The sequence below is a fragment of the Streptomyces flavidovirens DSM 40150 genome, from assembly GCF_000429085.1.
GTDB classification, from domain to species: domain Bacteria; phylum Actinomycetota; class Actinomycetes; order Streptomycetales; family Streptomycetaceae; genus Streptomyces; species Streptomyces flavidovirens.
The window spans coordinates 21,060-44,193 of sequence record NZ_AUBE01000014.1 but is presented as its reverse complement, the minus strand read 5'-3'; the positions used below and the strand labels follow the sequence as shown (position 1 = coordinate 44,193).

24 protein-coding genes are annotated in these 23,134 nt (G+C 67.6%); 13 read left to right on the top strand and 11 right to left on the bottom strand.

Features of this window, described 5'->3' with window-relative positions:
- Positions 1-11 precede the first annotated feature (11 nt).
- The 4 genes from G412_RS0119890 to G412_RS0119875 all read right to left on the bottom strand — a co-directional run bounded on the left by G412_RS0119890 (position 12) and on the right by G412_RS0119875 (position 3,724).
- Positions 12-245, bottom strand: a complete 234-nt coding sequence (locus G412_RS0119890) for a DEAD/DEAH box helicase family protein (protein WP_028813607.1) — start codon at positions 243-245, stop codon at positions 12-14.
- Positions 242-1,306, bottom strand: a complete 1,065-nt coding sequence (locus G412_RS0119885) for an aromatic ring-hydroxylating oxygenase subunit alpha (RefSeq protein WP_028813606.1) — start codon at positions 1,304-1,306, stop codon at positions 242-244. The genes G412_RS0119890 and G412_RS0119885 overlap by 4 nt, the downstream gene beginning before the upstream one ends.
- Positions 1,307-1,331: 25 nt before the next feature.
- A complete protein-coding gene (locus G412_RS0119880) occupies positions 1,332-2,687 on the bottom strand; it encodes an MFS transporter (RefSeq protein ID WP_037649311.1) in 1,356 nt (451 codons plus the stop codon).
- A 305-nt stretch (positions 2,688-2,992) separates the two neighbouring features.
- On the bottom strand, positions 2,993-3,724 hold the full coding sequence (locus tag G412_RS0119875; protein ID WP_028813604.1) for an IclR family transcriptional regulator: 732 nt from the start codon (positions 3,722-3,724) through the stop codon (positions 2,993-2,995).
- A gap of 529 nt (positions 3,725-4,253) precedes the next feature.
- On the opposite strand from G412_RS0119875, the gene G412_RS0119870 reads away from it, so the two are divergent.
- From G412_RS0119870 to G412_RS0119830, 9 genes are all read left to right on the top strand, one after another.
- A complete protein-coding gene (locus tag G412_RS0119870; protein ID WP_028813603.1) occupies positions 4,254-5,054 on the top strand; it encodes an SDR family NAD(P)-dependent oxidoreductase in 801 nt (266 codons plus the stop codon).
- Positions 5,048-5,974: a 3-hydroxyacyl-CoA dehydrogenase family protein gene (locus tag G412_RS35270; protein WP_078607184.1), complete on the top strand. Its 927-nt coding sequence runs from the start codon at positions 5,048-5,050 to the stop codon at positions 5,972-5,974. Before G412_RS0119870 ends, G412_RS35270 begins: the two co-directional genes overlap by 7 nt.
- A gap of 32 nt (positions 5,975-6,006) precedes the next feature.
- Positions 6,007-7,476: a sulfatase family protein gene (locus tag G412_RS0119860; RefSeq protein WP_051338488.1), complete on the top strand. Its 1,470-nt coding sequence runs from the start codon at positions 6,007-6,009 to the stop codon at positions 7,474-7,476.
- A 13-nt stretch (positions 7,477-7,489) separates the two neighbouring features.
- Positions 7,490-8,350 (top strand): cyclase family protein, encoded by an 861-nt coding sequence (locus G412_RS0119855; protein WP_208857911.1) that lies wholly within the window; start codon positions 7,490-7,492, stop codon positions 8,348-8,350.
- Positions 8,347-8,703: a beta-D-galactosidase gene (locus G412_RS0119850; protein WP_208857910.1), complete on the top strand. Its 357-nt coding sequence runs from the start codon at positions 8,347-8,349 to the stop codon at positions 8,701-8,703. The genes G412_RS0119855 and G412_RS0119850 overlap by 4 nt, the downstream gene beginning before the upstream one ends.
- A gap of 1 nt (position 8,704) precedes the next feature.
- Positions 8,705-9,526, top strand: coding sequence for a beta-keto acid cleavage family enzyme (locus G412_RS0119845; protein WP_028813599.1), 822 nt, complete (start codon positions 8,705-8,707; stop codon positions 9,524-9,526).
- A gap of 119 nt (positions 9,527-9,645) precedes the next feature.
- Positions 9,646-10,446 (top strand): IclR family transcriptional regulator, encoded by an 801-nt coding sequence (locus tag G412_RS0119840; RefSeq protein WP_028813598.1) that lies wholly within the window; start codon positions 9,646-9,648, stop codon positions 10,444-10,446.
- A 161-nt stretch (positions 10,447-10,607) separates the two neighbouring features.
- On the top strand, positions 10,608-11,894 hold the full coding sequence (locus G412_RS35265; protein WP_244283124.1) for an MFS transporter: 1,287 nt from the start codon (positions 10,608-10,610) through the stop codon (positions 11,892-11,894).
- A gap of 101 nt (positions 11,895-11,995) precedes the next feature.
- On the top strand, positions 11,996-12,955 hold the full coding sequence (locus G412_RS0119830; protein ID WP_028813597.1) for an amidohydrolase family protein: 960 nt from the start codon (positions 11,996-11,998) through the stop codon (positions 12,953-12,955).
- 4 nt (positions 12,956-12,959) lie between these two features.
- On the opposite strand, the gene G412_RS0119825 is transcribed toward G412_RS0119830, so the two are convergent.
- Positions 12,960-13,403: a MarR family winged helix-turn-helix transcriptional regulator gene (locus G412_RS0119825; protein WP_028813596.1), complete on the bottom strand. Its 444-nt coding sequence runs from the start codon at positions 13,401-13,403 to the stop codon at positions 12,960-12,962.
- 106 nt (positions 13,404-13,509) lie between these two features.
- Between G412_RS0119825 and G412_RS0119820 the strand changes: the two genes are divergently transcribed.
- Positions 13,510-14,067 carry a quercetin 2,3-dioxygenase gene (locus tag G412_RS0119820; protein ID WP_028813595.1) on the top strand — a complete coding sequence of 186 codons (558 nt, stop codon included), beginning with the start codon at positions 13,510-13,512 and terminating at the stop codon, positions 14,065-14,067.
- The gene (locus G412_RS0119815; protein WP_028813594.1) at positions 14,064-14,951 is read left to right on the top strand and encodes an alpha/beta hydrolase; all 888 of its coding nucleotides are present in this window, start codon (positions 14,064-14,066) and stop codon (positions 14,949-14,951) included. Before G412_RS0119820 ends, G412_RS0119815 begins: the two co-directional genes overlap by 4 nt.
- Positions 14,952-15,484: 533 nt before the next feature.
- Here the strand turns inward: G412_RS0119815 and G412_RS0119810 are convergent.
- Entirely contained in the window at positions 15,485-15,670 is a 186-nt protein-coding gene (locus G412_RS0119810; RefSeq protein ID WP_028813593.1) for a hypothetical protein, read from the bottom strand.
- Positions 15,671-15,859: 189 nt separating this feature from the next.
- Positions 15,860-17,227: an AlbA family DNA-binding domain-containing protein gene (locus G412_RS37270; protein WP_028813592.1), complete on the bottom strand. Its 1,368-nt coding sequence runs from the start codon at positions 17,225-17,227 to the stop codon at positions 15,860-15,862.
- A 292-nt stretch (positions 17,228-17,519) separates the two neighbouring features.
- Here G412_RS37270 and G412_RS40235 point away from each other — a divergent pair, with 292 nt between their 5' ends.
- A complete protein-coding gene (locus tag G412_RS40235) occupies positions 17,520-17,780 on the top strand; it encodes a hypothetical protein (RefSeq protein WP_028813591.1) in 261 nt (86 codons plus the stop codon).
- Positions 17,768-18,847 (top strand): hypothetical protein, encoded by a 1,080-nt coding sequence (locus tag G412_RS0119795; protein WP_028813590.1) that lies wholly within the window; start codon positions 17,768-17,770, stop codon positions 18,845-18,847. The genes G412_RS40235 and G412_RS0119795 overlap by 13 nt, the downstream gene beginning before the upstream one ends.
- A gap of 232 nt (positions 18,848-19,079) precedes the next feature.
- Here the strand turns inward: G412_RS0119795 and G412_RS0119790 are convergent, their stop codons facing one another.
- From G412_RS0119790 to G412_RS38310, 4 genes are all read right to left on the bottom strand, one after another.
- Complete coding sequence (locus tag G412_RS0119790) at positions 19,080-20,552, bottom strand: AMP-binding protein (RefSeq protein WP_037649308.1); 1,473 nt, start codon at positions 20,550-20,552, stop codon at positions 19,080-19,082.
- Positions 20,552-21,709, bottom strand: coding sequence for an acyl-CoA dehydrogenase family protein (locus G412_RS0119785; protein ID WP_028813588.1), 1,158 nt, complete (start codon positions 21,707-21,709; stop codon positions 20,552-20,554). Before G412_RS0119785 ends, G412_RS0119790 begins: the two co-directional genes overlap by 1 nt.
- The gene (locus tag G412_RS0119780) at positions 21,706-21,975 is read right to left on the bottom strand and encodes an acyl carrier protein (protein ID WP_157839139.1); all 270 of its coding nucleotides are present in this window, start codon (positions 21,973-21,975) and stop codon (positions 21,706-21,708) included. The genes G412_RS0119785 and G412_RS0119780 overlap by 4 nt, the downstream gene beginning before the upstream one ends.
- 246 nt (positions 21,976-22,221) lie before the next feature.
- Positions 22,222-23,133 carry a 2OG-Fe dioxygenase family protein gene (locus G412_RS38310; protein ID WP_208857909.1) on the bottom strand — a complete coding sequence of 304 codons (912 nt, stop codon included), beginning with the start codon at positions 23,131-23,133 and terminating at the stop codon, positions 22,222-22,224.
- Position 23,134 lies beyond the last annotated feature (1 nt).

The window sequence follows — 23,134 nt, the reverse complement described above, 5'->3', positions numbered from 1 at the left end:
GGGGGGCGGCTTCAGGCGAAGGCCGCGTGCCGAGGCTGGGGGGTGGATGCGGGAGCGGACTCCGAGGCAGGGCCGGGGCGGTGGTCCTCGGGGTGGCCCAGGAGCCAGTCCCACAGCTCCACCGGGTCCTCGAACTCCCGCTGCGCACCGCAGTGGCAGACGGCCAGCAGCCGGTCGGTACCGAGCACCCAGTGGATGCGGTGGACATCCTCACCGGAGAGGGCGGGTGGGTGGAGCGGGGTCATCGGGCCACCGTCCGGGCCTGCTTCGCGGCCCCCTCCTGTGCCAGGCGGGCGAGGATGCGGCGGGCGGCGAGTCCGCCGGTGTCGATGTTGATGCTCAGCTCCTGGTAGCCGGCCGGCTCGGTGTCCAGGGACTTCTGCAGCACGTTGAGGGCAACGACGTCCTGCATGACCACCGTGTGGTTGTTGCCGCGCAGGAATTCGGTGACGTCCTGGTCGTCGAGGGCGAAGTCGCGGGCCACGGCCCAGAAGTCGTACGTCGTCTTCTCCGTCGACGGGGTGATGCCGTAGACGACTTCGACGTGGAAGGCGTGCGGGTCGCTGCCGTCCGGATTCGGGCCGGGTGCGCCGACGGGCGCGATGCGCGAGTGGAGCAGGTAGAGACAGGGCGCGTGGTACTCGATGTCCTGCCAGCGGGTGATCCGGCCCTCGATGCCCGTGGACTTCGCGTAGAACGGCGGGCATTCGGCGTCGTCCATGTGGCGGCTGACGTGGACGATGCCAGCCGTGTCGTCGACCTCAGTGGTGATGGGCGTCTCGGCCACCTCGGGAGTGCCGATGTAACCGCCGTGCAGGTATGTCTCGTGGGAGAGGTCCATGAGGTTGTCGACGAGCAGACCGTAGTCGCCGTCGATCGGCTCCATGCCCGACACGACGGTGTAGTCGGGCGAGTCCATCCACGTGGCGCGGGGCGGCAGGGTGTCCCCCGGCTCACGGTTACCGATCCAGACCCACACGAAGGAGTCCTGCTCGACGACCGGGTAGGTCTTCAGCCGTGCGGTGCGCGGGATGCGCTGCTGGCCGGGCACGGAGACGCAGCCGCCGTCGGTGCCGTAGGTGAAGCCGTGGTACCCGCACACCACCCGGTCGCCGTCCAGCCGGCTCGGCGCCTGCGACAGCGGGAAGCGCCGGTGCACACAGCGCTCCGACATCGCCACCGCACGGCCGTCCTCCGTGCGGTACAGCAGGATCGGCTCGCCCAGTACGGTGCGTCCGAGCAGCTCGCGGCCGACCTCACGGCCGTAGGCGGCGACGTACCACTGATCGCGTACGAAAGCAGTCATGATCGTTCCCTTCGGAGTGGGGCGTTCAGTGCGTGGTGCCGGCGACCGGGGCCGCGGCGGCGGGCTCCGTGCCTCCTGCCGTGGCGGGGCGCAGCAGCAGGAGGAGGGCCGCGGTGGCGATGAAGATCAGGCTGACGGCCAGGTAGAGGTTCTGCGGGCTCCAGCCGGCGTCGAGCATGCCGCCCGCGACGGTAGGGGCGAGGATCGCGCCGATGCGGCCAACCGCGAGGGCGGTGCCGAGTCCGGTGGCCCGGATCCCCGGGCCGTACGTGGCCGGGGTGAGGGCGTACAGGCCGGCCACGCAGCCGTTCGCGAACAGGCCGATCACGGCGCCGAGGGCGAAGGCCGCCCCCAGCGAGGAGGTCGAGGCGATGAAGGCCGACAGCATCACGGCCGTGGTGATCAGGTAGGCGATGAGTACGGAGCGGAGCACGAAGCGGGCGGCGAGGACCCCGAGCGCGGCCGCGCCGAAGATGCCGCCGAGGTTGAGCAGTGTCCCGCCGGTGAGGCCCTGGGTGCCGGACAGGCCGGCCTCGACCAGCAAGGTCGGCGTCCAGCTCGTCACGAAGTAGAAGCCGGCCATGACGAGGAAGAAGGCGGACCACAGCAGCAGCGTCGAGCGGCGCAGCGCGGGTGAGAGCAGCTCGCGGAATCCGGCCCCGACTCCGGACGGTCGGGCGGTGGGCTCGGGCAGGCTCTCCAGCGGCGGTTGGCCCATGCGCCGCGCCAGGGCGTTCATCCGCTCCAGAGCGCCCTTCGGCCTGCGGGAGGCCAGGAAGTCCACGGACTCGGGCAGGCAGAAGTAGGCCAACGGGACGGCGACAGCGGTGGCCAGGCCGCCGGTCAGGAAGACGGAGCGCCAGCCGAACTGCCCGATCATGCCGACCGCGAGCAGCCCGCCCACGGTGGCGCCGACCGCGTAGCCGGTGGAATTGAGGCTGACAGCGAGCCCGCGCCAGCGGCGGGAGGCGTACTCGCCGGCGATGACGTTGCTGCACGCCAGGACACCTCCGATGCCGACTCCGGTGAGCACGCGCAACGCGCCCAGCTGGACGGGCGACTGGCTGACCGAGGAGAGCAGCATCCCGACGGCGGCCACCGCCAGGCAGCCGAGGATGACCGGTCGGCGGCCGATCCGGTCGGCCCACGGGGCGACGAACATCGCGCCCAGTGCCATGCCGACGAGGCCCGCGCTGAGCAGCAGCCCGAGCTCGGAAGAACTGAGTTCCCACTCCGCCGACACGGCTTTGCCGGTGAAGGCCATGACGAGTACGTCGAAGCCGTCGAGCATGTTGAGCAGGACGCACACCGCGATCGCGCCCCATTGGAAGCGGCTCATCGGCCCCTCGTCGAGGGCGGCGCGCAGGGAGGGGCCGGTCACCGGACGGATCCGGGACGGGGGGAAGAGGGTGGCAGAACCATGGCAGCACTCCGTTGTCGACTGCGTGATGGTCGTCGACACCCTCCGCGGCGGACCGGGTCCCGGGCGTCGACCGGTGCGGACCATCGTGGGGTCGGCGCCCTCGGGTCACCAGGGGTCTTTCCGGATACCGGGAAACGTCTGCGAAATGCTGGCCGCGCTGCCGTGGGCAGACGGACATCAGGTACATCAGGACCTGGCCGCGGAGGCTTGGCTCGCGACGCGGCATGGGCGGGTGCTGAAGTTCGGGCGCAGGACGGCGCGGTTCAGACCTGCGGCGTGATCATGGCGCGGGAGATCGCCCGGGCGCTGGTACAGACGAGCCGGGCCAGCGCGTGCGCGGAGGTGCTGCCGTGGCGTACCACCAGCGAGACCGCAGCGATCACCGTACCGTCGCTGCCGTGCACCGGGGCGGCGACCGACAGGGCGTCCATCGTGACCTGACGGTCGCTCACCGCGTAGCTATGGGTCCGCGTCTCGGCGAGCATGCGCCGCAGCTCGCGCGGATCGGTGACCGTGCATGGCGTGAAGCGTTCGAGGGGACCGGCGAGCGCCTGCTCCTGTACCTCGGTAGGGGCGTGCGCGAGCAGTACCAGCCCGACGCCGGTGGCCGTGAGGGCGAAACGCCCGCCCACGCGCGTCAGCACGGGCACCGCACCGGACCCCGCGATGCGCTCGACGAAGACCACCTCTGTACCCTCGCGCACCGCGAGCTGAACGTTCTCGCGGGTGATCTGGGAGAGATCCTCCAGGAACGGCAGCGCCCGCTCGCGCAGGCCCTGTCCGCGCGGCGCGAGGGAGGCGACTTCCCACAGCCGCAGGCCGACGCGGTAGCACCCCTTGTCACCACGCTCCAGCGCTCCCCAGGCGATGAGCTCACCGAGCATCCGGTGCACGGTCGACACCGGCAGCCCGGACCGCCGGGACAGCTCGCTCAACGTCATCTCCGGGCAGTTCGCGCTGAACGCCCCGAGGATCTGGAGCGCCCGGCCCAGCACGGGCCCGGTGGCCGACTCGGAGCTGCGGCGGCGGGTCGTCGGGGCGCCTCTTTCGTCCGCCGCTGGTGAAGGCTCCTCATCGGCATGCTGCGGCTCATGTACGAGCGAGTCTTCCAAGGCGCCCTCACCGATTCCCGACTGTGCGTTCCGGTCGGCCGTCGCGCGGCCGCCCGCGGCGGCCTGACGACCCGGGGGCGACTCGTCCAACGCCGTGGCGGTCAGTGTGCAAGAAGGTCGCGGCCACGTCGAGACGTCGAAACGCCTCTGTCGCGGCCTCGCCACAGAACGCGGGCAGCGCGGAGCCCGGCCTGGAGGGTGACGGAGCGTCAAAACCAGTGGCCTTCAAACGCACCTGTCGTTCCCAGGGACGGCCCCGCCCCTCGGCATCCGCATGTCCGTACGGGGCCAAGAGTTTCGGACCAGGTGAACAGCGGATTGCGCACGACCCATTGACCATGCGCCGAGCCGCCTCTACGTTGAACCGCATTCCGGCACGATTGATTCGCATCACGGAACCTAGGGGGTTCTCGTGGCACTCGCTCCTGCTGTTTCTCCCCTCTCCCGCTTCACCCTTGACGGGCGTTCGATTGTCATCACCGGCGCCACCGGCGCCCTCGGCAGTGCGGCGGCGCGCGCCCTGAACGCCCTGGGCGCTCGACTCACCCTTGCCGGTGGCAACGCCGGCAAGCTCGACGCGCTGGCCGCGGAACTGGACGGACCCGGACCGGTCGAGACCGTCCGGCACCGGCCGGACACCCCGGACGACGCCGAGGCGATCCTCTCCGCCGCCGTGAAGACGTACGGTGACGTGCACGGTCTGCTCGTCGCCTCCGGCATGAACCACGTCGCGCCGATCACCGAGATGAAGGTCGAGGACTTCGACGCCGTGCAGTCGGCAAACGTCCGCGGCTCCTGGCTGATGTGCCAGGCCGCCGGGCGGCACATGCTCGGCCAGGGCGGCGGGGGCAGCGTCGTACTCGTGTCCTCCACCCGCGGCCGGTTGGGTCACCCCGCCGGGTACTCCGCGTACTGCCCGTCCAAGGCCGCGGTCGACCTGCTCGGCCGCAGCCTCGCCGCCGAGTGGGGCAGCGCCGGAGTCCGGGTGAACGTGCTGGCTCCCACCGTGTTCCGCTCGGAGTTGACTGCCTGGATGTACGAGGAGGACGAGAAGGCCACCGCGACCCGCGAGGCCATGCTCGCCCGCATCCCGCTTGGCCGGCTGGCCGAACCGGAGGACTTCGCCGGGGCGTTGATCTACCTGCTGAGCGACGCCTCCTCGTTCGTCACCGGCCAGGTCCTGTACCTCGACGGGGGGTACACCGCATGCTGACCGTCGCCGTCGTCGGCGCGGGTCTGATGGGCCGCGGTATAGCGGAGGTGTTCGCGGGCGCGGGTCATCCGGTACGTCTGCATGACGTCGATGCCGACGCCCTGCGCGGCGCGGTGGACAGCCTGCGGGACGTCGACGGGGCCGTCGACGGCAGCACCGACCTGGCCGAAACCGTCACGGGAGCCAGCCTCGTCGTCGAGGCCGTCGCCGAGAGCCTGGAGGCCAAACGGGATCTGTTCGCCCGCCTGGGCCGCCTGTTGCCCGACGCGCTGCTGGCCAGCAACACCTCCGTACTGCCGGTGAGCAGCATCGCCGAACGCACCACCCGCCCCGAGCGAGTGGTCGGCACCCACTGGTGGAACCCGCCCGGCCTGATCCCTGTGGTCGAGGTCGTCCGCGGGAAGCACACCAGCGAGGAGGCGATGGAGCGCACCACCGCTCTTCTGACGTCCCTCGGCAAACTGCCGGTGCGCGTCGAGCGCGACGTACCGGGATTCGTCGGAAACCGTCTCCAGCACGCCCTGTGGCGCGAGGCGATCGCGCTGGTCGCGGACGGAGTGTGCACCGCGGAGACGGTCGAGACGGTGGTACGCAACACCATCGGCCTGCGTCTGGCCGCCATGGGCCCCTTGGAGAACGCCGACTACGTCGGGCTCGACCTCACCCTGGCCATCCACGAAGCCGTCCTGCCCGACCTGAACCGCTCCCCGAGCCCCTCTCCGCTGCTGAGTGAGCTGGTGGCGGCGGGCGACCTGGGTGCGAAGAGCGGCCGCGGCTTCCTCACCTGGCCCGAGGGCAGCCGCGAACAGGCAGGCGCACGCCTGGCCCGGCACATCGCCCGGCAGCTCGCGGCGACGGCGACGGCCACGACCACGGCCACGGCCACGGCCACGGCGGACAACGACCTGCCCGCGGCGTGAATCCCCACCCCCCATCGAGATGCGGAAGCCCCATGACCGACAGCTCCCACCCGCCCAACACCACCGCCGCCGCCGGCATATCCCGCCGTACCCTGGGCGGGCTGTTCGGCGGAAGCGCACTTGCCGCCGTCACCGAACTGGCCACCCCGGCCTCCGCCTCTGCCGCATCCGGTAGCGGCAGTGCCCCGCGGACGAAACAGCCGTTCCGCGCCCGGACCAATGGTAAGAACACGCGGCGCCCCAACCTGCTGGTGATCCTCGCCGACGATCTGGGCTGGGCCGACCTGTCCTGCTACGGCGCACCGCACATCAAGACCCCGAACCTGGACCGGCTCGCCCGCCAGGGCGTGCGCTTCACCCACGGCTACTCCGCCTCCTCTTCCTGCTCCCCGACCCGGTTCGGCCTCTACACCGGGCGCTACCCGGGCCGTACCCACGGCGGGCTGGCCGAGCCGATCGCCGACCATTCCGACGGGCTGGACCCCACCCACCCCACACTGGCCTCCCTGCTGAAGGCCGCCGGCTATTCCACCGCGCTCATCGGCAAGTGGCATTGCGGCTTTCTGCCCGACTACAGCCCCACCAAGTCCGGCTGGGACGAGTTCTTCGGCAATCTGAGTGGCGGACTGGAGTACTTCTCCAAGCTCGGACCGCTGGGTGAGTACGACCTGTACGAGGGCGACGCGACCTACCAGGACCTGCGCTACTACACCACCGTCCTCACCGAGCGGGCCATGGAGTACGTAGGCCGCGGCCACGACGCACCGTGGCTGCTCAACCTCAACTTCACCACCCCGCACTGGCCGTGGCTGACCGAGGACGACGCGGAGACCGGGGCGGAGATCGCCGCCAAGATCGAGGAGGCAGGGGGCGGTGCCGAAGCGCTCCGGGCCCTGATGCACTTCGACGGCGGCTCGGTGGAGAAGTACGCCGCGATGGTGGAGAGCCTGGACAACGCCGTCGGCGAGGTGCTGGACGCGCTCCGCAGATCCGGCCAGGAGGAGGACACCCTGGTGCTGTTCGCCAGCGACAACGGCGGGGAGCGCTTCTCCTACAGCTGGCCGCTCACCGGGGGCAAGGGAGACCTGCGGGAAGGCGGCATCCGGGTCCCCACGATCCTCCGCTGGCCCGCGCGGATCGGCGCCCGCCAGGTGAGCCACGAGCCGAACCACACCATCGACTGGACCGCCACGCTCCTGGAGGTGGCCGGCGCCCGGCCGGATCGCGACTATCCGCTCGACGGTACGAGCCTGGCGGGCTACCTCCTGCGCGGCGAGAACCTGCCGGAGCGCGACCTGTTCTGGCGGGTCCGGGCCAACCGCGCGCTGCGGCGCGGCGACTGGAAGTACCACCAGGACTCCTCCGGCGCCGACCATCTGTACGACCTGGCTGAGGACGCCAGGGAGCAGGCCGATCGCGCCGGTGACAAGCCCCGGCTGCTCAAGGAGCTCAAGGCGGCCTGGGAGAAGACCGCGGCGACCCTGCTGCCCTACCCCGACTGACGTCCGGACACCGATGAAGAACGAAAGGCAGAACACCATGTCCAACACCCCCTTCACCTGGCCCCTCGGCCCCAACGAGCAGGGCTTGGAGTTCTACGACCTCTCCCACCCGTGGGGGCACGGAACGCCGTGCTGGCCCTACTTCGAGGACGTGAAGATCGAGCGCCTGCACAGCATGTCCAAGTCCCGCGTGCTCACCCAGAAGGTCACCACGGTCATGCACTCGGGCACCCACATCGACGCCCCCGGCCACGTCGTGGAGAACACCCCGCTGCTCGACGAGATACCGCTCAGCTCCTTCTTCGGCACGGGCGTCGTCGTGTCGATCCCCAAGAAGAAGTGGGAGGTCGTCACCGCCGCCGACCTGGAGGCGGCCACCCCCGAGATCCGCCCCGGTGACATCGTCATCGTCAACACCGGCTGGCACCACACCTACGGCGACAACAGCGACTACTACGCCTACTCCCCCGGCTTCTACAAGGAGGCCGGTGAATGGTTCGCCGCCAAGGGCGTCAAGGCCGTCGGAACCGACACCCAGGCGCTGGACCACCCGCTGGCCACCGCCATCGGCCCGCACGGTCCCGGCAGCCCGAACGGCCTGCTGCCGTGGGCCTGCGAGGAGTACGAGGCCGAGACCGGCCGCAAGGTCCTCGACGACTTTCCCGAGTGGGAGCCGTGCCACCGCGCCATCCTCTCCAAGGGCATCATCGGCTTCGAGAACGTCGGCGGTGACCTGGACAAGGTCACCGGCAAGCGCGTCACCTTCGCCGCGTTCCCGTGGCGCTGGACCGGAGGTGACGGATGCATCGTGCGTCTGGTCGCCATCGTCGACCCCACCGGCGCGTACCGGATCGAGAAGGGTGAGCGCGGATGAGTCCGATGCGCGTCACCCGGCTCCAGCAGGCCCCGCCGTACCAGCCGCCGTCGCACCACGGCGTCGGCGCACTGCGGCTGCAGGGCCACGAAGCCGGTCCGACCGCACGCTTCTGGACCGGACTGTCGTACTACCTGCCCGGCGGAGCGGCGGACGCGGCGCCCACGGTGGAGGAGACGGTGTACGTCGTCCTGGACGGCGAGGTTGTGGTCACCGCCGACGGCGATGCGGAAACCCTGCGGCCTTACGACTCCGTACATCTGGCCAAGGACCAGATCCGCTCGGTGGAGAACCGGTCCAGGCGACCCGCCACTCTGCTCGTCACCGTCGCCCTGCCACACGAGGAGACCTGACGTGGGCGTCGTCATCACCGTCGCGCCCACCGGACCGATCGCCACCAAGGCCGACAACCCCCACCTGCCGACCTCCCCGGAGGAGATCGCCGAAGCCGTCACCGACGCCTACCGGGCCGGCGCGTCGGTCGCCCACATCCATCTGCGCGACGAGCACCAGCGGCCGACCGCCGACCTGGACATCGCGCGCCGGACCATGGACCTGATCACGGCACGCTGCCCGATCCTGATCCAGCTCTCCACCGGAGTGGGACTCAGCGTGCCCTTCGAGGAGCGGGCGCGGCTGGTGGAGCTGCGGCCCCGCATGGCCACCCTCAATCCCTGCTCGATGAGCTTCGGCGACGGCGAGTTCCGCAATCCGCCGGACAAGGTACGCCGTCTCGCGGCCCGCATGCGCGAGCTCGGCGTCAAACCGGAGCTGGAGATCTACGACACGGGGCACCTGGACGCGTGCCTGCGGATGTGGAAGGAGGGGCTGCTCGCCGAGCCGCTGCAGTTCTCCCTCGTCCTCGGCGTCCGCGGCGGCATGGCCGCCACCGCGGACAACCTCCTCACCATGGTCCGCCGACTGCCGCCGGGCGCGATCTGGCAGGTCATCGCGATCGGACGGCACAACCTGCCGCTCACCGCCATGGGCCTGGCGCTCGGCGGCAACGCCCGCGCGGGCCTGGAGGACACCCTGCACCTGCGCAAGGACGAGCTCGCCCCCGGTAATCGGCCCCTCGTCGACCGGGCGATCGCCCTGGCCCACGACCTGGACCTGCCCCTCGCCGGGATCGAGGAGACCGCACAGCTCCTCGCCCTGCCGGACCGCAAGACCTAAGAAACCGGCCAGACCGGAGGGAAGGAGACGAACGGACGCCGTGCCACCCGGACCGCACCGTTACGGCACCCGTACGGCAGGCTGTCCGGGGGACACGACGTGAGAAGGGAACACATGCCATGACGGCGGTTGACGAGCAATCTGGAGCCAGGCCGGGGCGCGGCGGTGCGAGCGGCATCCAGGTCATCGCACGCGCGGCTGAGGTGCTGCGCCTGCTCCAGGCAGCCCCGTCCGGCCTTACCCAGGCCGAGGTGGTCGAACGGATCGGTCTCGCCAAGTCCACGGTCCACCGCATCCTCGGCGCCCTGGAGGCGGAGGGGCTGGTGACCGTGGCCGGCACCCGCGGGCGGTACCGGCTGGGCCCGGAGATCCCCCGCATGGCCGCCTCCGTGCGGTCAGCGATGATCGTCGACCTGCGCCCCTACCTGGAGGACCTGTCCCGCGAACTCAAGGAAACCATCGACCTGTCGGTCATGGAGGACCACCAGGTCGTCTTCGTCGACCAGGTCGTCGCCGACCGCCGGCTGCGCGCGGTCAGCGCGGTCGGCGCCGGTTTCCCTCTGCACTGCTGCGCCCCCGGCAAGGCACTGCTCGCCGCTCTCCCGGCGGCCGCCCTGGAGCACGCCGTACCGAACCGGCTCACCGCCGAAACCCCCCATACCCTCACCACCCGCCCGGCGTTGCACCGCGAGCTCGACGACATCCGCCGCGCCGGCGTCGCCTTCGACCGCGAGGAGCACACCCTCGGCATATCCGCGGCCGGCGTCGCCATCCGCACCGCGGCCTGGGGCACCGCGGCCATCAGTGTGCCCACCCCGACGCAACGCTTCGCGGGGCGCGAACAGGCGATCACCGACGCCCTGTTGCAGGCCAAGGAGCGCATCGAAACGGACTTCGGCGCCATGAAGCCGACACCGTGACGACGCGTCGCCAGTCTCCGGGCACGTGCTTCCCGCGTCCGCCGCCTGCACCTGCACCCGCACCTGCCCCGAGACCCAAAGGGATCGCCGTCATGAAAGCGAAACCGTCTCCAAGATGCCCTGACCCACAACACCCTACGGACGTACGCCTGTTCATCCTCATGGCCGCCCTGATCGCGATGTTCGAGGGCTACGACCTGTCCGTGTACGGAGCCACTGTGCCGGCCCTGCTGCACGAGCCCGGCTGGAACCTGTCCAAGGAGGAAGCAGGCGACATCGGATCGCTCGTCGCCGTCGGCATGCTGATCGGCGCAGGCATCGCCGGGGCCGCAGGACGGCGCCTGGGCACCCGCCGACTGCTCCTGAGTGGCCTGTCGTTCTTCTCCCTGTGCATGCTCGGCTCCGCCCTGGCCGACGGGCCCGGCGTGTTCGCCGCGTCCCGCCTCTTCGCCGGGATCGGTCTGGGCGTGGTACTGCCCACGCTCACCGCCGCCGTGGGTGACATGTCCGCACCGCACGTACGCGCCCGCAACATCGCCATCACCATGGCCGGCTCCTGCGTCGGCTCACTCGGAGCACCGCTTCTCGGCTCGTGGCTGCTGCCGGACGTCTCCTTCCGGGTGCTGTATCTCGTCGGCGCCGCCGCTTTGCTCACCGTGGTGCCGTGGGCCTTCCTCCGCCTGCCCGAGAGCCCGCTGTACCTGGTGCGCACCGGCCGGGCCGACGAAGCCGCCCGGACCGCCGCCCGATTCGGCCTGCCGGCCCCGCAACCGTCCGCCCCATCGGCACCCAAGCACCGGTTCCTGGGGCTCGGCCCGCTGCTCCACAGCCCGCTGGTCGTCACCACGCTGCTGTTCTGGCTGATGACCTTCTGCGGGCTGCTGCTGATCTTCGGCTTCAGTACGTGGCTGCCGACGCTCATGCAGACCGGCGGCTTCTCCATCGGCTCGGCCCTGACCATGACGTGCCTGTCGTGGATCGGCGCGGGCGCCGGCATGGTGCCCGGCGGGGTGCTCGCCGACCGGCTCGGCCCCAAGCGCGTGGTGACCGGCGCCTTCCTGGTCGGTGCCGCCGGTCTGCTCGTGATCAGCCGGGGCCCGGCCGGCTGGGTCCTGTACCTGTGTCTGCTCATGTGCGGCTTCGGGCTGCTGGCCTGCCAGGCGTTCGTCAACGCTTACCTGATCGGCTGCGTGCCGGCGGACCTGCGCGTCCCGGCCGTCGGGTGGTCGTTGTCCGTCGGACGGCTCGGCGCGATCGTCGGTCCCTCGCTCGGTGGGCGCATCCTCGACTCCGGGCTGGGCCTGGAATGGAACTTTTACTTCTTCGCCGCCACCGCCGCCGTCGGCGCCACGGCAGCGATCGCCGTGCCCACGGGTCCGCTCGGTCACACCGCCCCGCGCCGGACGACCACCGCCATCGGCACGGCCGACAGCGCCGCAGCCGGCTGACTTACTGGCTCCACCGCCGTCTCCACCTCCCCCTCTGGCCCCATTCCGACCGGTCTCGCCTCCGCTCGCAGCCGCACCCCTCACTCCGGAGGACCCTCGCCATGAAGAAGATCGCGATCGAAGAGCACTTCACCACCGCCGCCCTGGCCCACTACAGCCTGCCCGCCGCCGCCCTGTTCGACCCACCCCAATGGGACACCGCTCGGAGGCACTTGCTGGACTTCACCGATGTACGCCTGCCGCAGATGGACGAGCTCGGCATCGACATGGAGGTGCTGTCCCTGACCGCGCCGGGCATCCAGGCGGAGACCGACACCTCCGTGGCGGTCAGACGGGCCGCTGAGGCCAACGACTTCCTGGCCGAGATCGCCCGTAAGCACCCCACCCGCTTCTCCGGCTTCGCCGCGCTGGCCCTGCAGGACCCGGAAGGCGCCGCGGCCGAGCTGGAGCGCGCCGTCACCCAACTCGGCCTGCGGGGTGCCCTGATCAACGGCCACACGCGGGGCGAGTACCTGGACGCGGACAGATTCCGGCCGGTGTGGGAGCGTGCCGAGGCCCTCGGCGTACCGATCTACCTGCACCCGGCCAGCTCCTACGACGTCTGGCACAACCTGCGCGGCCACGAGGAACTGATCGGGCCGATGTGGAGCTGGGGCATGGAGACCGCGACCCACGCCCTGCGCATCATCTTCGGCGGCGTCTTCGACCGCTTCCCCGACGCCACCCTCATCCTCGGCCACATGGGCGAAGGACTCCCCGGCCACCTGTGGCGCCTCGACAGCCGATGGGACTTCCTCAACAAGCGCGGCATCCGCCTGGCCAGGCCACGCCCCTCGGACTACATCCGCGACAACATCATGATCACCACCAGCGGGGTCTGCGCACACGCCCCGCTACTCGGCAGCCTGCTCGCGCTCGGCGCCGACCGCATCATGTTCTCCACCGACTACCCCCTGGAAAGCAACCACGAAGCCGTCCACTTCATCGAGACCGCCCCGATCAGCGAACCCGACCGCGCCAAGATCTGCCACCTCAACGCCGAGCGCCTGCTCCGCCTCTGAAGCCTCACTCCGATCTCGGGGAGGGCGGCCGGCCCCATGGAGTTTCCAGCGTCGCCCGCAGGGCATCGACCGCCTCCTGGCCGATCCGCTCGGCGAGCTGCACTTCCAGCCGGTCAAGGATGATGCCGGCCTGACGGTGTGCGCGTTCTCCTTCACGGGTGCGGCGAATCAAACGCTGTCGGGTGGAGGCGGGGTCCGGGACTTGTTCGAGCAGCCCGGTGGCGACGAGGCCGTGCACGGCCTGGTGCGCGGTCTGCCGTGTGACGCCCATGCGCCGGGCCAGCTCGGAGACCGTGGTGCCCTGGTCGTCCAGCACGGCGAAGAGCTGGGCCTGCGTCGGGGACACCGGCGTGGCTCCGGCTGCTTCCAGGCCCGCCAGCAGTCCTTCTTCGAACCAGCGCCGAGCCTCTCCGAGCAACTGGGGAAGGTTGCGGCGGGTGGACTGCATCTGTTCCTCACATGGGTGCCGGCTCGTATCAGCGCTTGATTACCGACACTCTCTCATGTCAGGCTACCTGACATCCTCGATAAGAGTCCGATCACTGGAGAAACACATGACCATCGAGTACGCCACCCGCTACCGGCAGGCATCACGGATACCCGCGGAACCGGGCAAGCCCTACTTCATCGAGAAGGGAGAGGGAGACCGCGCCCATCTGTTCGGCGACCTGATCACCATCTACGCCGGCGGCGAGCAGACCGAGAACACCTTCAACTTCTTCACCGTCGAAGGCCCCAAGGGCGACCTCATCCCGGCCCACCTGCACACCGACACCCACGAGGTCTTCTACATCACCCAAGGCGCGGTCCGGCTGTTCGTCGAGGACACCGAGGGCAACCAGCAGGAAAAGCTGCTCACGCCCGGCGACTTCGGCTTCGTACCCAAGAACTGCCGCCACGCCTACCGCATGGAGCGCCATCACAGCCAGGTCGTCGGCGTCGCCGCCGGCCCTGGAGGCACCTTCGAGCGGTTCTTCGAGAACCTCGGCGCCCCTGCCGAGCAACTCGGCCTGCCGCACCAGCCGGTCGTCCCCGCACCCCACAAGTTCGCCACTGTCCCCGAGCAGTACGACGTACGCTTCCTGCCCGACCACCAGTGGCGGACCCGATGACGGCAACTGGTCCCTCGCTGCGGGAACTGATCGCCGCGCCCCACCCGGACCACGCTCCTCTACCGCCCGGTACACCGAGCGAGCCCGGTGTACGAGAACTGCGCGGCGTCCCCTACGCCAATGTCGAGGGCAGCCGTCCGCTGGAACTCGACCTGTGGCTGCCGGAGGCAGTCCAGGAGGAGCCTCTTCCGCTGGTGCTGTTCGTGCACGGCGGCGCCTGGCGACGCGGCCGGCGCGACGACATGGGGATGCGCACGCGCCACTGGAGTCCCAAACCCTTCGCGCGCATCGCGGCCGCCGGTATCGCGGTTGCCTGCGTCGACTACCGACTCAGCGGTGAGGCCGCCTTCCCCGCCCCGCTGGACGATCTACGCGCCGCACTGCGCTGGCTCACCCTGCGCTCCTCGGAACTCGGTATCGACACCGCGCGCACGGTGGCGTGGGGAGAGTCCGCCGGCGGACACCTCGCCTCGCTCCTCGCCCTGACCCACGCCGATCCGCCACTGGCGGGCGCCGCGATCTGGTACGCACCGAGCGACCTGATCGCCACACGAGGCTGCTTCGCCCCCGAAGACGCCGCCACCCCCGAGGCACTCATGCTCGGCGCGGCCCCGTCAGCCGCCCCGGAGCGCGCCCGCGCAGCCAGCCCTCTCGCCCACGTCCACTCCGGCGCGCCACCGTTCCTCCTCGTCCACGGCGAGGAGGACACCATGGTGCACTGCTCACACAGCCAATCCCTCGCCGCGGCACTGGACGACGCCCAGGCACCGGTCGAGCTGCGGACGGTGCCCGACGCCGACCACGGCTGGCACGGGCTTCCCGAAGCCCAGGTGGAGGAGATCTTCACCCTCACCCTGGCCTTCACCCGTCGCATCGTCTCCTAACCGGAACCTACGATCCCGGGTGCCCCGCACCCGGGCCTGCGGCTTCAGCAGATCAGTGACCGCGGCCGCCCCGGGGGGGACCCGTCCAGGACCTGGGAAAAAGAAGAACCAGCCGGTCAGACGCCCTTTGCGACCGGCTCCAGGATCGCCACGCACTCCACATGATGCGTCATCGGAAACATGTCACGTTGCGCCAACACGAGAGAACATGCAGGTCAGGACGGGTTTAGGGGGCCCGCCAGGAGGCTGCCGGACGCCCGGAGCGTCAAATGAGCGTCAGAGCCGCTGAGCGGTGAGGCCGCACGGCGGGCTGCTGGGAGGCTGTGCACCAGCTGCCACGCTCGGCGGGACACAAAGCCAGACTACGGCTCCCAAGCCTGGGCCTTCGTCTTGGCCGTCCGCTCAACCCGTCTAGCCTCTCCACAAGCCCGACAGGGCTCTGAGGGAACCGGGGATTCTGAGCCCGGGAGGGACCAACGAACTGAGCTGGGCGAAGGTACGCCGGACGGATCGACGCGTCCGAAGCATCCGACCTACGAGCCGGTCTCCCCCTCCTCGCCGAGCACCCGCACAGTCCAGTCGAAGATGTCGTTGGACAGGGCGAGCAAGGCGTCGGAGAGCTTGCCGATCTCCTCCGGCGCCATGGGCCGGGGCTTCACCTGCCAATCCTTCTGGCTGAGCATGACGAAGGGCTCGCCGTTCGCCTTGGTCAGCCACACGCCGTGATGGGATGTCGCGCTGTTCCGTCGTCATGTGCGCCAGGCTCGCACGGGGCCTTCGCCGGCCGCCTGGGTTTTCGGCACCTGGTGGCGGAACCGGCGCTGGGCGGACTCGTTGCCCTCGCGGCACCGGGCCACACTGGAGCAAGGCCCCGGATAAGCCTTGCCGCTCGAACGGCGGGACAGCCCTTAGCCGCCCCCGCCCTCTTCTTGCTCTGCGTCGTCGCTGATTCCGAACATGGGACGAAGTACGCCCCGCAGGTCGAGTTCCAGGCGCTGAGCGGGGATCGACAGAGACCGCTGCACGTTGCTGCTGACGTTGGTCGCAGTCGCTCGCCACTCCGCAGGGAAAGAGTCGGCTTCCTGACTGCTGTAAACCGTGATCGCGTCGAGGGTCACGGTCTCGTGGGGGCGTAGGTCTACCGGGGCAAAGCGGATGAGCGTGCGGCCATCCTGCTGCTCGATGTCCGGGGAATGCAGGGACGGCAGATGGTAGGCCGCGGGCTGCACCCCGAGCACCCCTTGGTGGATGCCGAGTCCGGGGATGATGCCCTCTCCGTACTTGGCCGGCTGGTGAGGCCAGCCGATCTCTTCCTCAGCGTCGGCCGTGACGTGGGCCGTGACGGTGTCGGGGAGGCTCAGCACCACCTGGACCTTGGTGAGGTTGTCTTCGCCGGGGTTGGTCAACGTGAGGGTCACTGGCGTGCCTGTGGCGCTCACCGCCTGTGCCAGAACATGCTGCATCGCGAGATCGAAGTCGCTCAGGTACTCGTCCACCTCCTGTCGGAATTCCTCCGGGGAGCGGGAGTCAGGCCACAGGACTTGCAGTGACCGGAAGGTCCTGAACGGGTCCGAAGCTGGAGCCTTCTTCTTCTCCTCTGCGGCGTCCACCTGTCGCATCATCACCTCGCCGAGGGAGTCGGTGATCGTTCGACGGACGTCCTCGGTCGGGGCCAGCAGGGCGACGGTGCCGTCGGTCATGGTGACGTCGACGTTCACGCGCTTCGTTGCTCGGCGGGCGCGCTCTGTGAGGGCGTAGATCTCCGCTGGGCGAGCAGGTTCGGTCTTGCCGGCGTACCGGTGGAAGACGGTGCCCGGGCGGTAGCTCTCATATTCCTTGTGCAGGGGGTGAATAAGGTCGCCCCACCGGGGAGGAGCGACGTCGACGAGCATGACGTGGCGCTTGCCCTCGTCGGTGTCCATGGGGACGTACGTGAACTGGTAGCGGCTGAACTCGCCCAGGTAGCGCCTCAGCCAGCCGTCGACCTTCTCAACATCATGCGTCGGAACCCCGTGGATCGCGTCTTCATCAACCCCTACCAAGAGGTAGGCGTGGCCTCCAACCCACTGCTCCGCCACATCAGGCGTCCGGTTGGCGAAGCCGAGGATCGCTTTCGAGACTGCGAAAGCTCCCGCCGCCTTCGAAACGTCGTGCTGGGACTTCCACTCCAGCCAGCGCGTCTCGTCCGCGCTGCTGGCGTTCAGGACGGCGCCTATCAGCTCTCGCTGCCGCGCCAGCCCGACTACCGGTTGGTCCGCGTTGAAGTCCAGAGTCATGGTTGTCCCTCGTGCCAGGTGAACTCCAAGCATCCGGGACCACACCGACAAGCCAGCTCGCCAGCCGGGTAGACCAGTCGCATGGATCGTCTGAAGATCGTAGAGGTCCGCTCACCCGGCGGTCTCGGGGTTTCGCCGTCCACGACCTGTCCGCTCGCACGCTGGCGGCCGCCGTCAGGTTCGGCGTGGTGACTGCACCGGGGCTCTAGCGCAGTGATAGGCAGCGTTCCGGAAACGCGTAGCCGCCCTGTTGTCGCGCCGGTATATTCGCGCGGCACAGAGAGGGTGGTTGATGAGCAAGAGGGTCGTGAAGTTGCCGGACATCCCCGGGGCCGGCGAGGAGCTTGAGGACTACATCGCCGCGTTGTTTCAAGCATCGGGCCACTTCGTGGAGAAGCAGATCGTGGAGTCCGACCCTGCGGACCTCCTCGAGCTCGACATCGTCACCACTGACTACGCAGGCGAGCAAGCCTCACGGCGGCTCATCGAGGTCAAAGGTGGCAAGGGGGGTAGATCGATCTCTTCAAAGTCGTCGGCTGGATGCAGTACCTGAAGATCCAGCACGGTGCTTTCTTCCACACCCGTTGGGACGACCGTACGACTGCTCCCACCCGGATGAGCCCGCTGGGCCTGGAGGTCGTCTGCTTCGACGACTTCCAAGCCGCTCCAGAGCACTTCTCCGAAAAGGGCTTCGGCGCCTTCATAGAGCCGCAACTCATCGGCCTCTGGCGGTTCTCGTACGGTGTCGAGCGTAGGTTCGTCAATCTCATCCATGGGCGGGCGAAGAAGGGCGAGGAGGGCGCCAAGGCGGCGAAGACCTACCATCGCCAGATCAACAACGGCACCTTCCTCTCGCGGGCTCCCGAAGAGTCTGTGGCGATGCTGTACGAGGCGTACCAGGGGCATCCTCAGCTGACTCGCGGCTACGCGCACGAACTCGATGGGGGCACGTTCGAACCGCAGTCGGCGCCCGCTGACAGCCCGAGCTACAAGGCAATGCTCAAGGGGAAGTATCCGGAACTCCAGGCATGCACCTACCTCGAGCATCGCGCCCGCCTGGCCATCCTGAAGGCCGCCGTCGACTACGCGCTCGCACACCCTGACGGCGCGTCGGAGTTCAGCATGTCGGAGGACCGAAGGGTCTTCATCTTCCAAGGGCTGACGTACCACGCCCTCCCTTCGAGCTTCCACTCGGGCATGGAGTGGCTGCGGAAGCAACCCAACTTCCGGCGCTACGCGACCTTCTGGCAGCAGTTTCTGTGGGGATGGGGAGGGTTCTACCTCGAAGACCGAGAGGAGCAGGACTTCGAGTGGATGTCGAAGTACTCCGGTATCCCGGTCGACGAGATCCCAACGGCGCTCGAAGCCTTCGACCACTTCTTCCCCATCCAGGATGGGTGGTTCATCACCGCAGGGGCGACGGACGTCCGCATGGTCAAGCTGGTGCCGTTGATCTTCCAGGGACTCGGCGCCCATCACCGCCGCGTCCAGTACGGCTTGATGGACCAGCCTGACCTCTCAGCGCTGAGCCCGAGTTCCTGGTACACCCTCAACGACCTCCACAGCCGCATCAGCTGCGCTGTCGACTTCCTGCTTCTGACTGACAAGGAGCTCAAGTAGTCGACGAGCCGAACTTGCCCCTCAGGACCACGGATGGGGCCGGCCCCGGCCGTACTGCGTCCCCCTCACGGTGACCGGGCCTGTACCGCGCGCTCCATTCCGGCGCGGGCCGGGGAAGACCCTACGGGGACTGCACCGCACAAAACGACTTCGCCCTGTCCGTGACGGACAGGGCGAAGAAACCGACAATCCCGTTGATCAGCACGTCTACCACGTGACCACGCAGAGCTCGTCAAGCCCTGAGCTCGGTGGCACGCTTCTTGTAGTAGCCACGATCGATCTTGCCATTGGCGTTGAGCTGTGGCTCCTCGACGACGACCAGACGCTTTGGACACATGTAGGCTGGTAGCACCTCCTTGAGCAGGAGGAGCGGTTCGCTTGTCGTCGGCGCCGGCGACACGAACGCGACAACCTCATTTCTCCGCTGCACAGCAACTGCGGTGGTCACACCGAGCGAAGTACGGATCATCTGCTCCACCTCGGCTGGCTCTACCCTATAGCCGCCAACCTGGAGTTGATCGTCGAGTCTGCCAATGTAGGTGAGACCATCAACGCCCGACCTGACTAGATCGCCGGTTCTATACCAGCGACCGCCCGGGGCGTCCACCTCCGTGAATGCCATCTCGTTATGGCTAGGGTCTAGGTAGCCGCTAAACATCTGCGCGCCCCGTAGCAAAAGCTCACCGGTACCGGCTGGGCGGCCAGCGGTATCGACGACAGCGACCTCAACCTCCTCGAACGAATGTCCGATGGGAACGGTGGGCCCCTCCACCGAATGGCCAGAGTGAAATGTGAACTCCGTGCAGAACATCGTCATCTCGGTTGGACCGTAATTGTTGATGACGGCAGAATTGGGTGCGGCCCGCGACCAGGTATCGGCTGCGTCAACCGTCAAGGCTTCGCCGCAGAACATGCTGATCCGCAAGCCGGGCAGACAACCAGGAACTAGCCTCCCGGCATCCGCCGCAAGGCCGATCGCCGACGGCACCGAAATCCACGTGGTGATCCCGTAGCGGGCCACGAACCTTGCAGGATCACCCATGGCGAACACAGAAGCCGGTACGATGGCGCATCCTTGCGCCCAAGCCAGAAACAACGACGCCATAGAAAGGTCGAAAGTTAGATCGCAGGTCTGAACTGACCGATCGGGGGGGGCCATTGGATAGCGAACGAGCGCGGCGTTGAGAAACGCGTCCACGTTAGCATGCGAGATCGGCACGCCCTTCGGGCTCCCCGACGAGCCGGACGTGAAGAGCACGTACGCGACTTCAGAACGCCGTCTATCGAGCTTAGCGTCGCTAGCCGGTACAGATGCGCTACGGTCCACCCATAGTACCGGAACCTGATACTCTGCGAGAATCGCAGCAACCAGATCCCGACTGACCTCCACATCCGCGATAAGCATCCCCACTCCGGTTGCGGCCATCATGCTGGCATTCCGCGCAGCGGGAAATGTCGGGCTGATTGGTACAAGCGTAGCGTCGGCATACAGCGCCGCGAGGGTGCCAATATAGGCTGTTGCGTTGCGTCCCGCGAGTACTGCGACCGCGGCTGGGCGGCTCCCGTCCTTCGAGCGCAATCGTCCAGCCCAGTGTCGCGCGAGCACGTCGACCTCTGCGAATGTCCATGAGCGATCCGGCTCCACGATAGCCGGTTCGTCCGGGTGGTCAGCCAGCGCGGCCAAAAATCGCTCCTCCAGCCGCATCAGAACGTCTTCCCGGCGAGCACGAGTTGCGCATTATTTCCGAGAATTCGATCATTATTGACCATCAGGGCAGCACCGTACGCATCGCGCAAAATCCGAGCCACGCTGTATTTGCCATTACTGCGGTAGCCGGCGATTCCACAGATCGACATGGCCGCTGCCGCAATATCCACCACCAGTGCCGATGCGGAAACCTTAAGGCTGTTGAATTCGACTACCGTCGCAAAGCGTGACAGCCCCTGAGGGAAGTCGACGAGTTCCTTAAAGCGAACGATGCTGGCGCTTACGAGTGCCCGCATCTGATGCAGCTGAGCTGTCGCCTCTGCGAGTCGTAGTGCACCCGGCGGCGTCGCCGCCGGGTTCCTTCGGGCAGACGCCTGGACAAATAGCCGTGCTCTATCGATGGCCTCCTCGGCCATACCCAGCCACGCTGCCGCCCAGAGGATGTGAGACACCGGCAGCATTGTCTGGGCGCTGATGACAGCATATGGGGTAGTCATGACGGCGTCGGTGGCGTCGCCTTCTGCTTGCAGCAAATAGCCGTGGCTGCACGTTCCGCGCAGGCCGAGCACGTCCCAGTCGACATTCTGCTCCAAGGTGACACCGTCGCGATCGCAGAGGACCAGGACTTGCTCCTGCGGAGCGCTGGCCGCGTCGCGCCGGGCGGTCACCAGAATGATGTCGGCTTGTCGACCGTACGAGATGACGGGGGCCTGCTTCAACAACCGGAAACGGGAGCCGTCGCGTTCGACGAAGCAAGAACTCGTACGAATGTCGCCCCCACTACTCGCCTCTGTAGTGGCCGATGCGACCAACAGTTCACCTGCGGCGATACGCCGCAGCGCACGTTGGGCTGCCTCGCCCTCGGAGTGTCGGACCAGCGAGACGACCTGGCTTTGGTGCATCGCAAAGATCAGGCCGGTGGATCCGCATTTCCGGGCGAGGGCGGTGGTCGTCCGCGCTAGGAAGTCGATGTCCTGGTCGCCGCCGCCGAACTCGGCTGGGATGCCAGCGGACAGTAGCCGTCCGCTTTGCAGCGCGTTCATTGCCGCAAACGGGAACTGCGCCTCACGGTCCACCTGCTCCGCGTGTGCGGCGGCGACGTCAGCGACCGCTGCAACGACCTCAGAGAGCTCACGAGCCGTAACGGAGGTCATGACGCGGTCTCCAGATCCGGACGCAAGGTTGCGAGAGCCGCGGCGATGGTAGCAAGAGTAGCGAAGGACTCAGGAGTTAGGAACCCGTCCGGAAATACCACCTCGAATTGCTGCTCTATTTGCATTGCCAGCCGGACCATACCCAATGAGTCCAATCCGAACTGCGAAAGAGGTTCGTGCTGGTCGATAACCACATCGTCGCCGATGTCCGGCAGGACCGCACGGAGGTGCCTGTCTATGGCCGATGCGGCAGATTCATTAGACAACGCCAACATTCCTTCTCTTGTAGTCGAGTAACGTCGATGCTAAGACTTCGCCGTAGGCGGCAAGTTGAACATTTTCCAGTGGCTGCTTGGGGAATTCCCCCCAGCCTTCGGTTTGCAGACCAGGGCGTTCCCGCCACACGTGCACCTGCGCTCCACTTCCGGTGTCTCAGTTCGAAAAGCAGGCGTAGCGCACTTTGGCAGACACAGCTCAGCTATTTCCGATGCCGGTCTAGTTCATCTAAGCCCTCACACCCGTTCACTCGCGAGCGAACGCCCGGCGCCCGGCATATCCAAGCACTCTGGAATGTCGACGACCATCGGCATTGTACTGTGAGCTACAGTTGAGTCATGCTTATGTGAAATATGCCCACTGACTGTCGGCTTTCGCGTAAAGAAAATGAGCATGTCGCGCGTAGCCGTCTTTTGCGGATCGAGCGGCTCCAGCGGCGAGACACTATGCTTCCGCTCATGATCGACGACCATCAATGTGTCCAAGAAATTTCGGTGTTGCGCCTCGCCACGCACAAGCTCCGGATCTGCCTCGTGCCACCTTATTGAGTTCTGTTCGCGCATATCATGGATAAAAGTCTTTGCCCCCGTAGGTGCCATATTCTGACTCCCGAGAAAGGTAGCCATTGTGTGATCGACACCGTCGCTATGAACGCCTTCCAGTGCGGGCTCGCCGACCGCTCCTGGATGGGTAATTGTCCTCAAATTGAAAAGAGTACAGATCCACCCAGGCTTGTTATAGTCCAGACCCGGACGTTCGTTAACAACCGCCCCATGCACAACGAAGACCTTAAATAGCAGAAGAGCCTTCAGGACGCTGTTATGCTGCAGGTCATTACCTATCTCGGCAAATGTTCGCTTTTTGCCCGAATCGTGCCGCACAAAGTCCTCTTCCGCGGAAAGCACGAACGGCTGGGATTCGAGGCGACGGACCTTTGAGTTGACGGTGTCGATGTGGAAGCGGCCGTTCTTCGATTCACGAAACGGCAACGTTGGATCCGGAGACAGTCGACTACTTACGGTCTTTATCGCGTCAAAGTCAGATTCGCAAGCACCGAGAATGGTTAGCGCATCCACCATATCCGCTCCGTCGACGAATACTGACCGATCTGTGCGGTATTTGTTTCGTATGTCAACCAGCAGATCCATA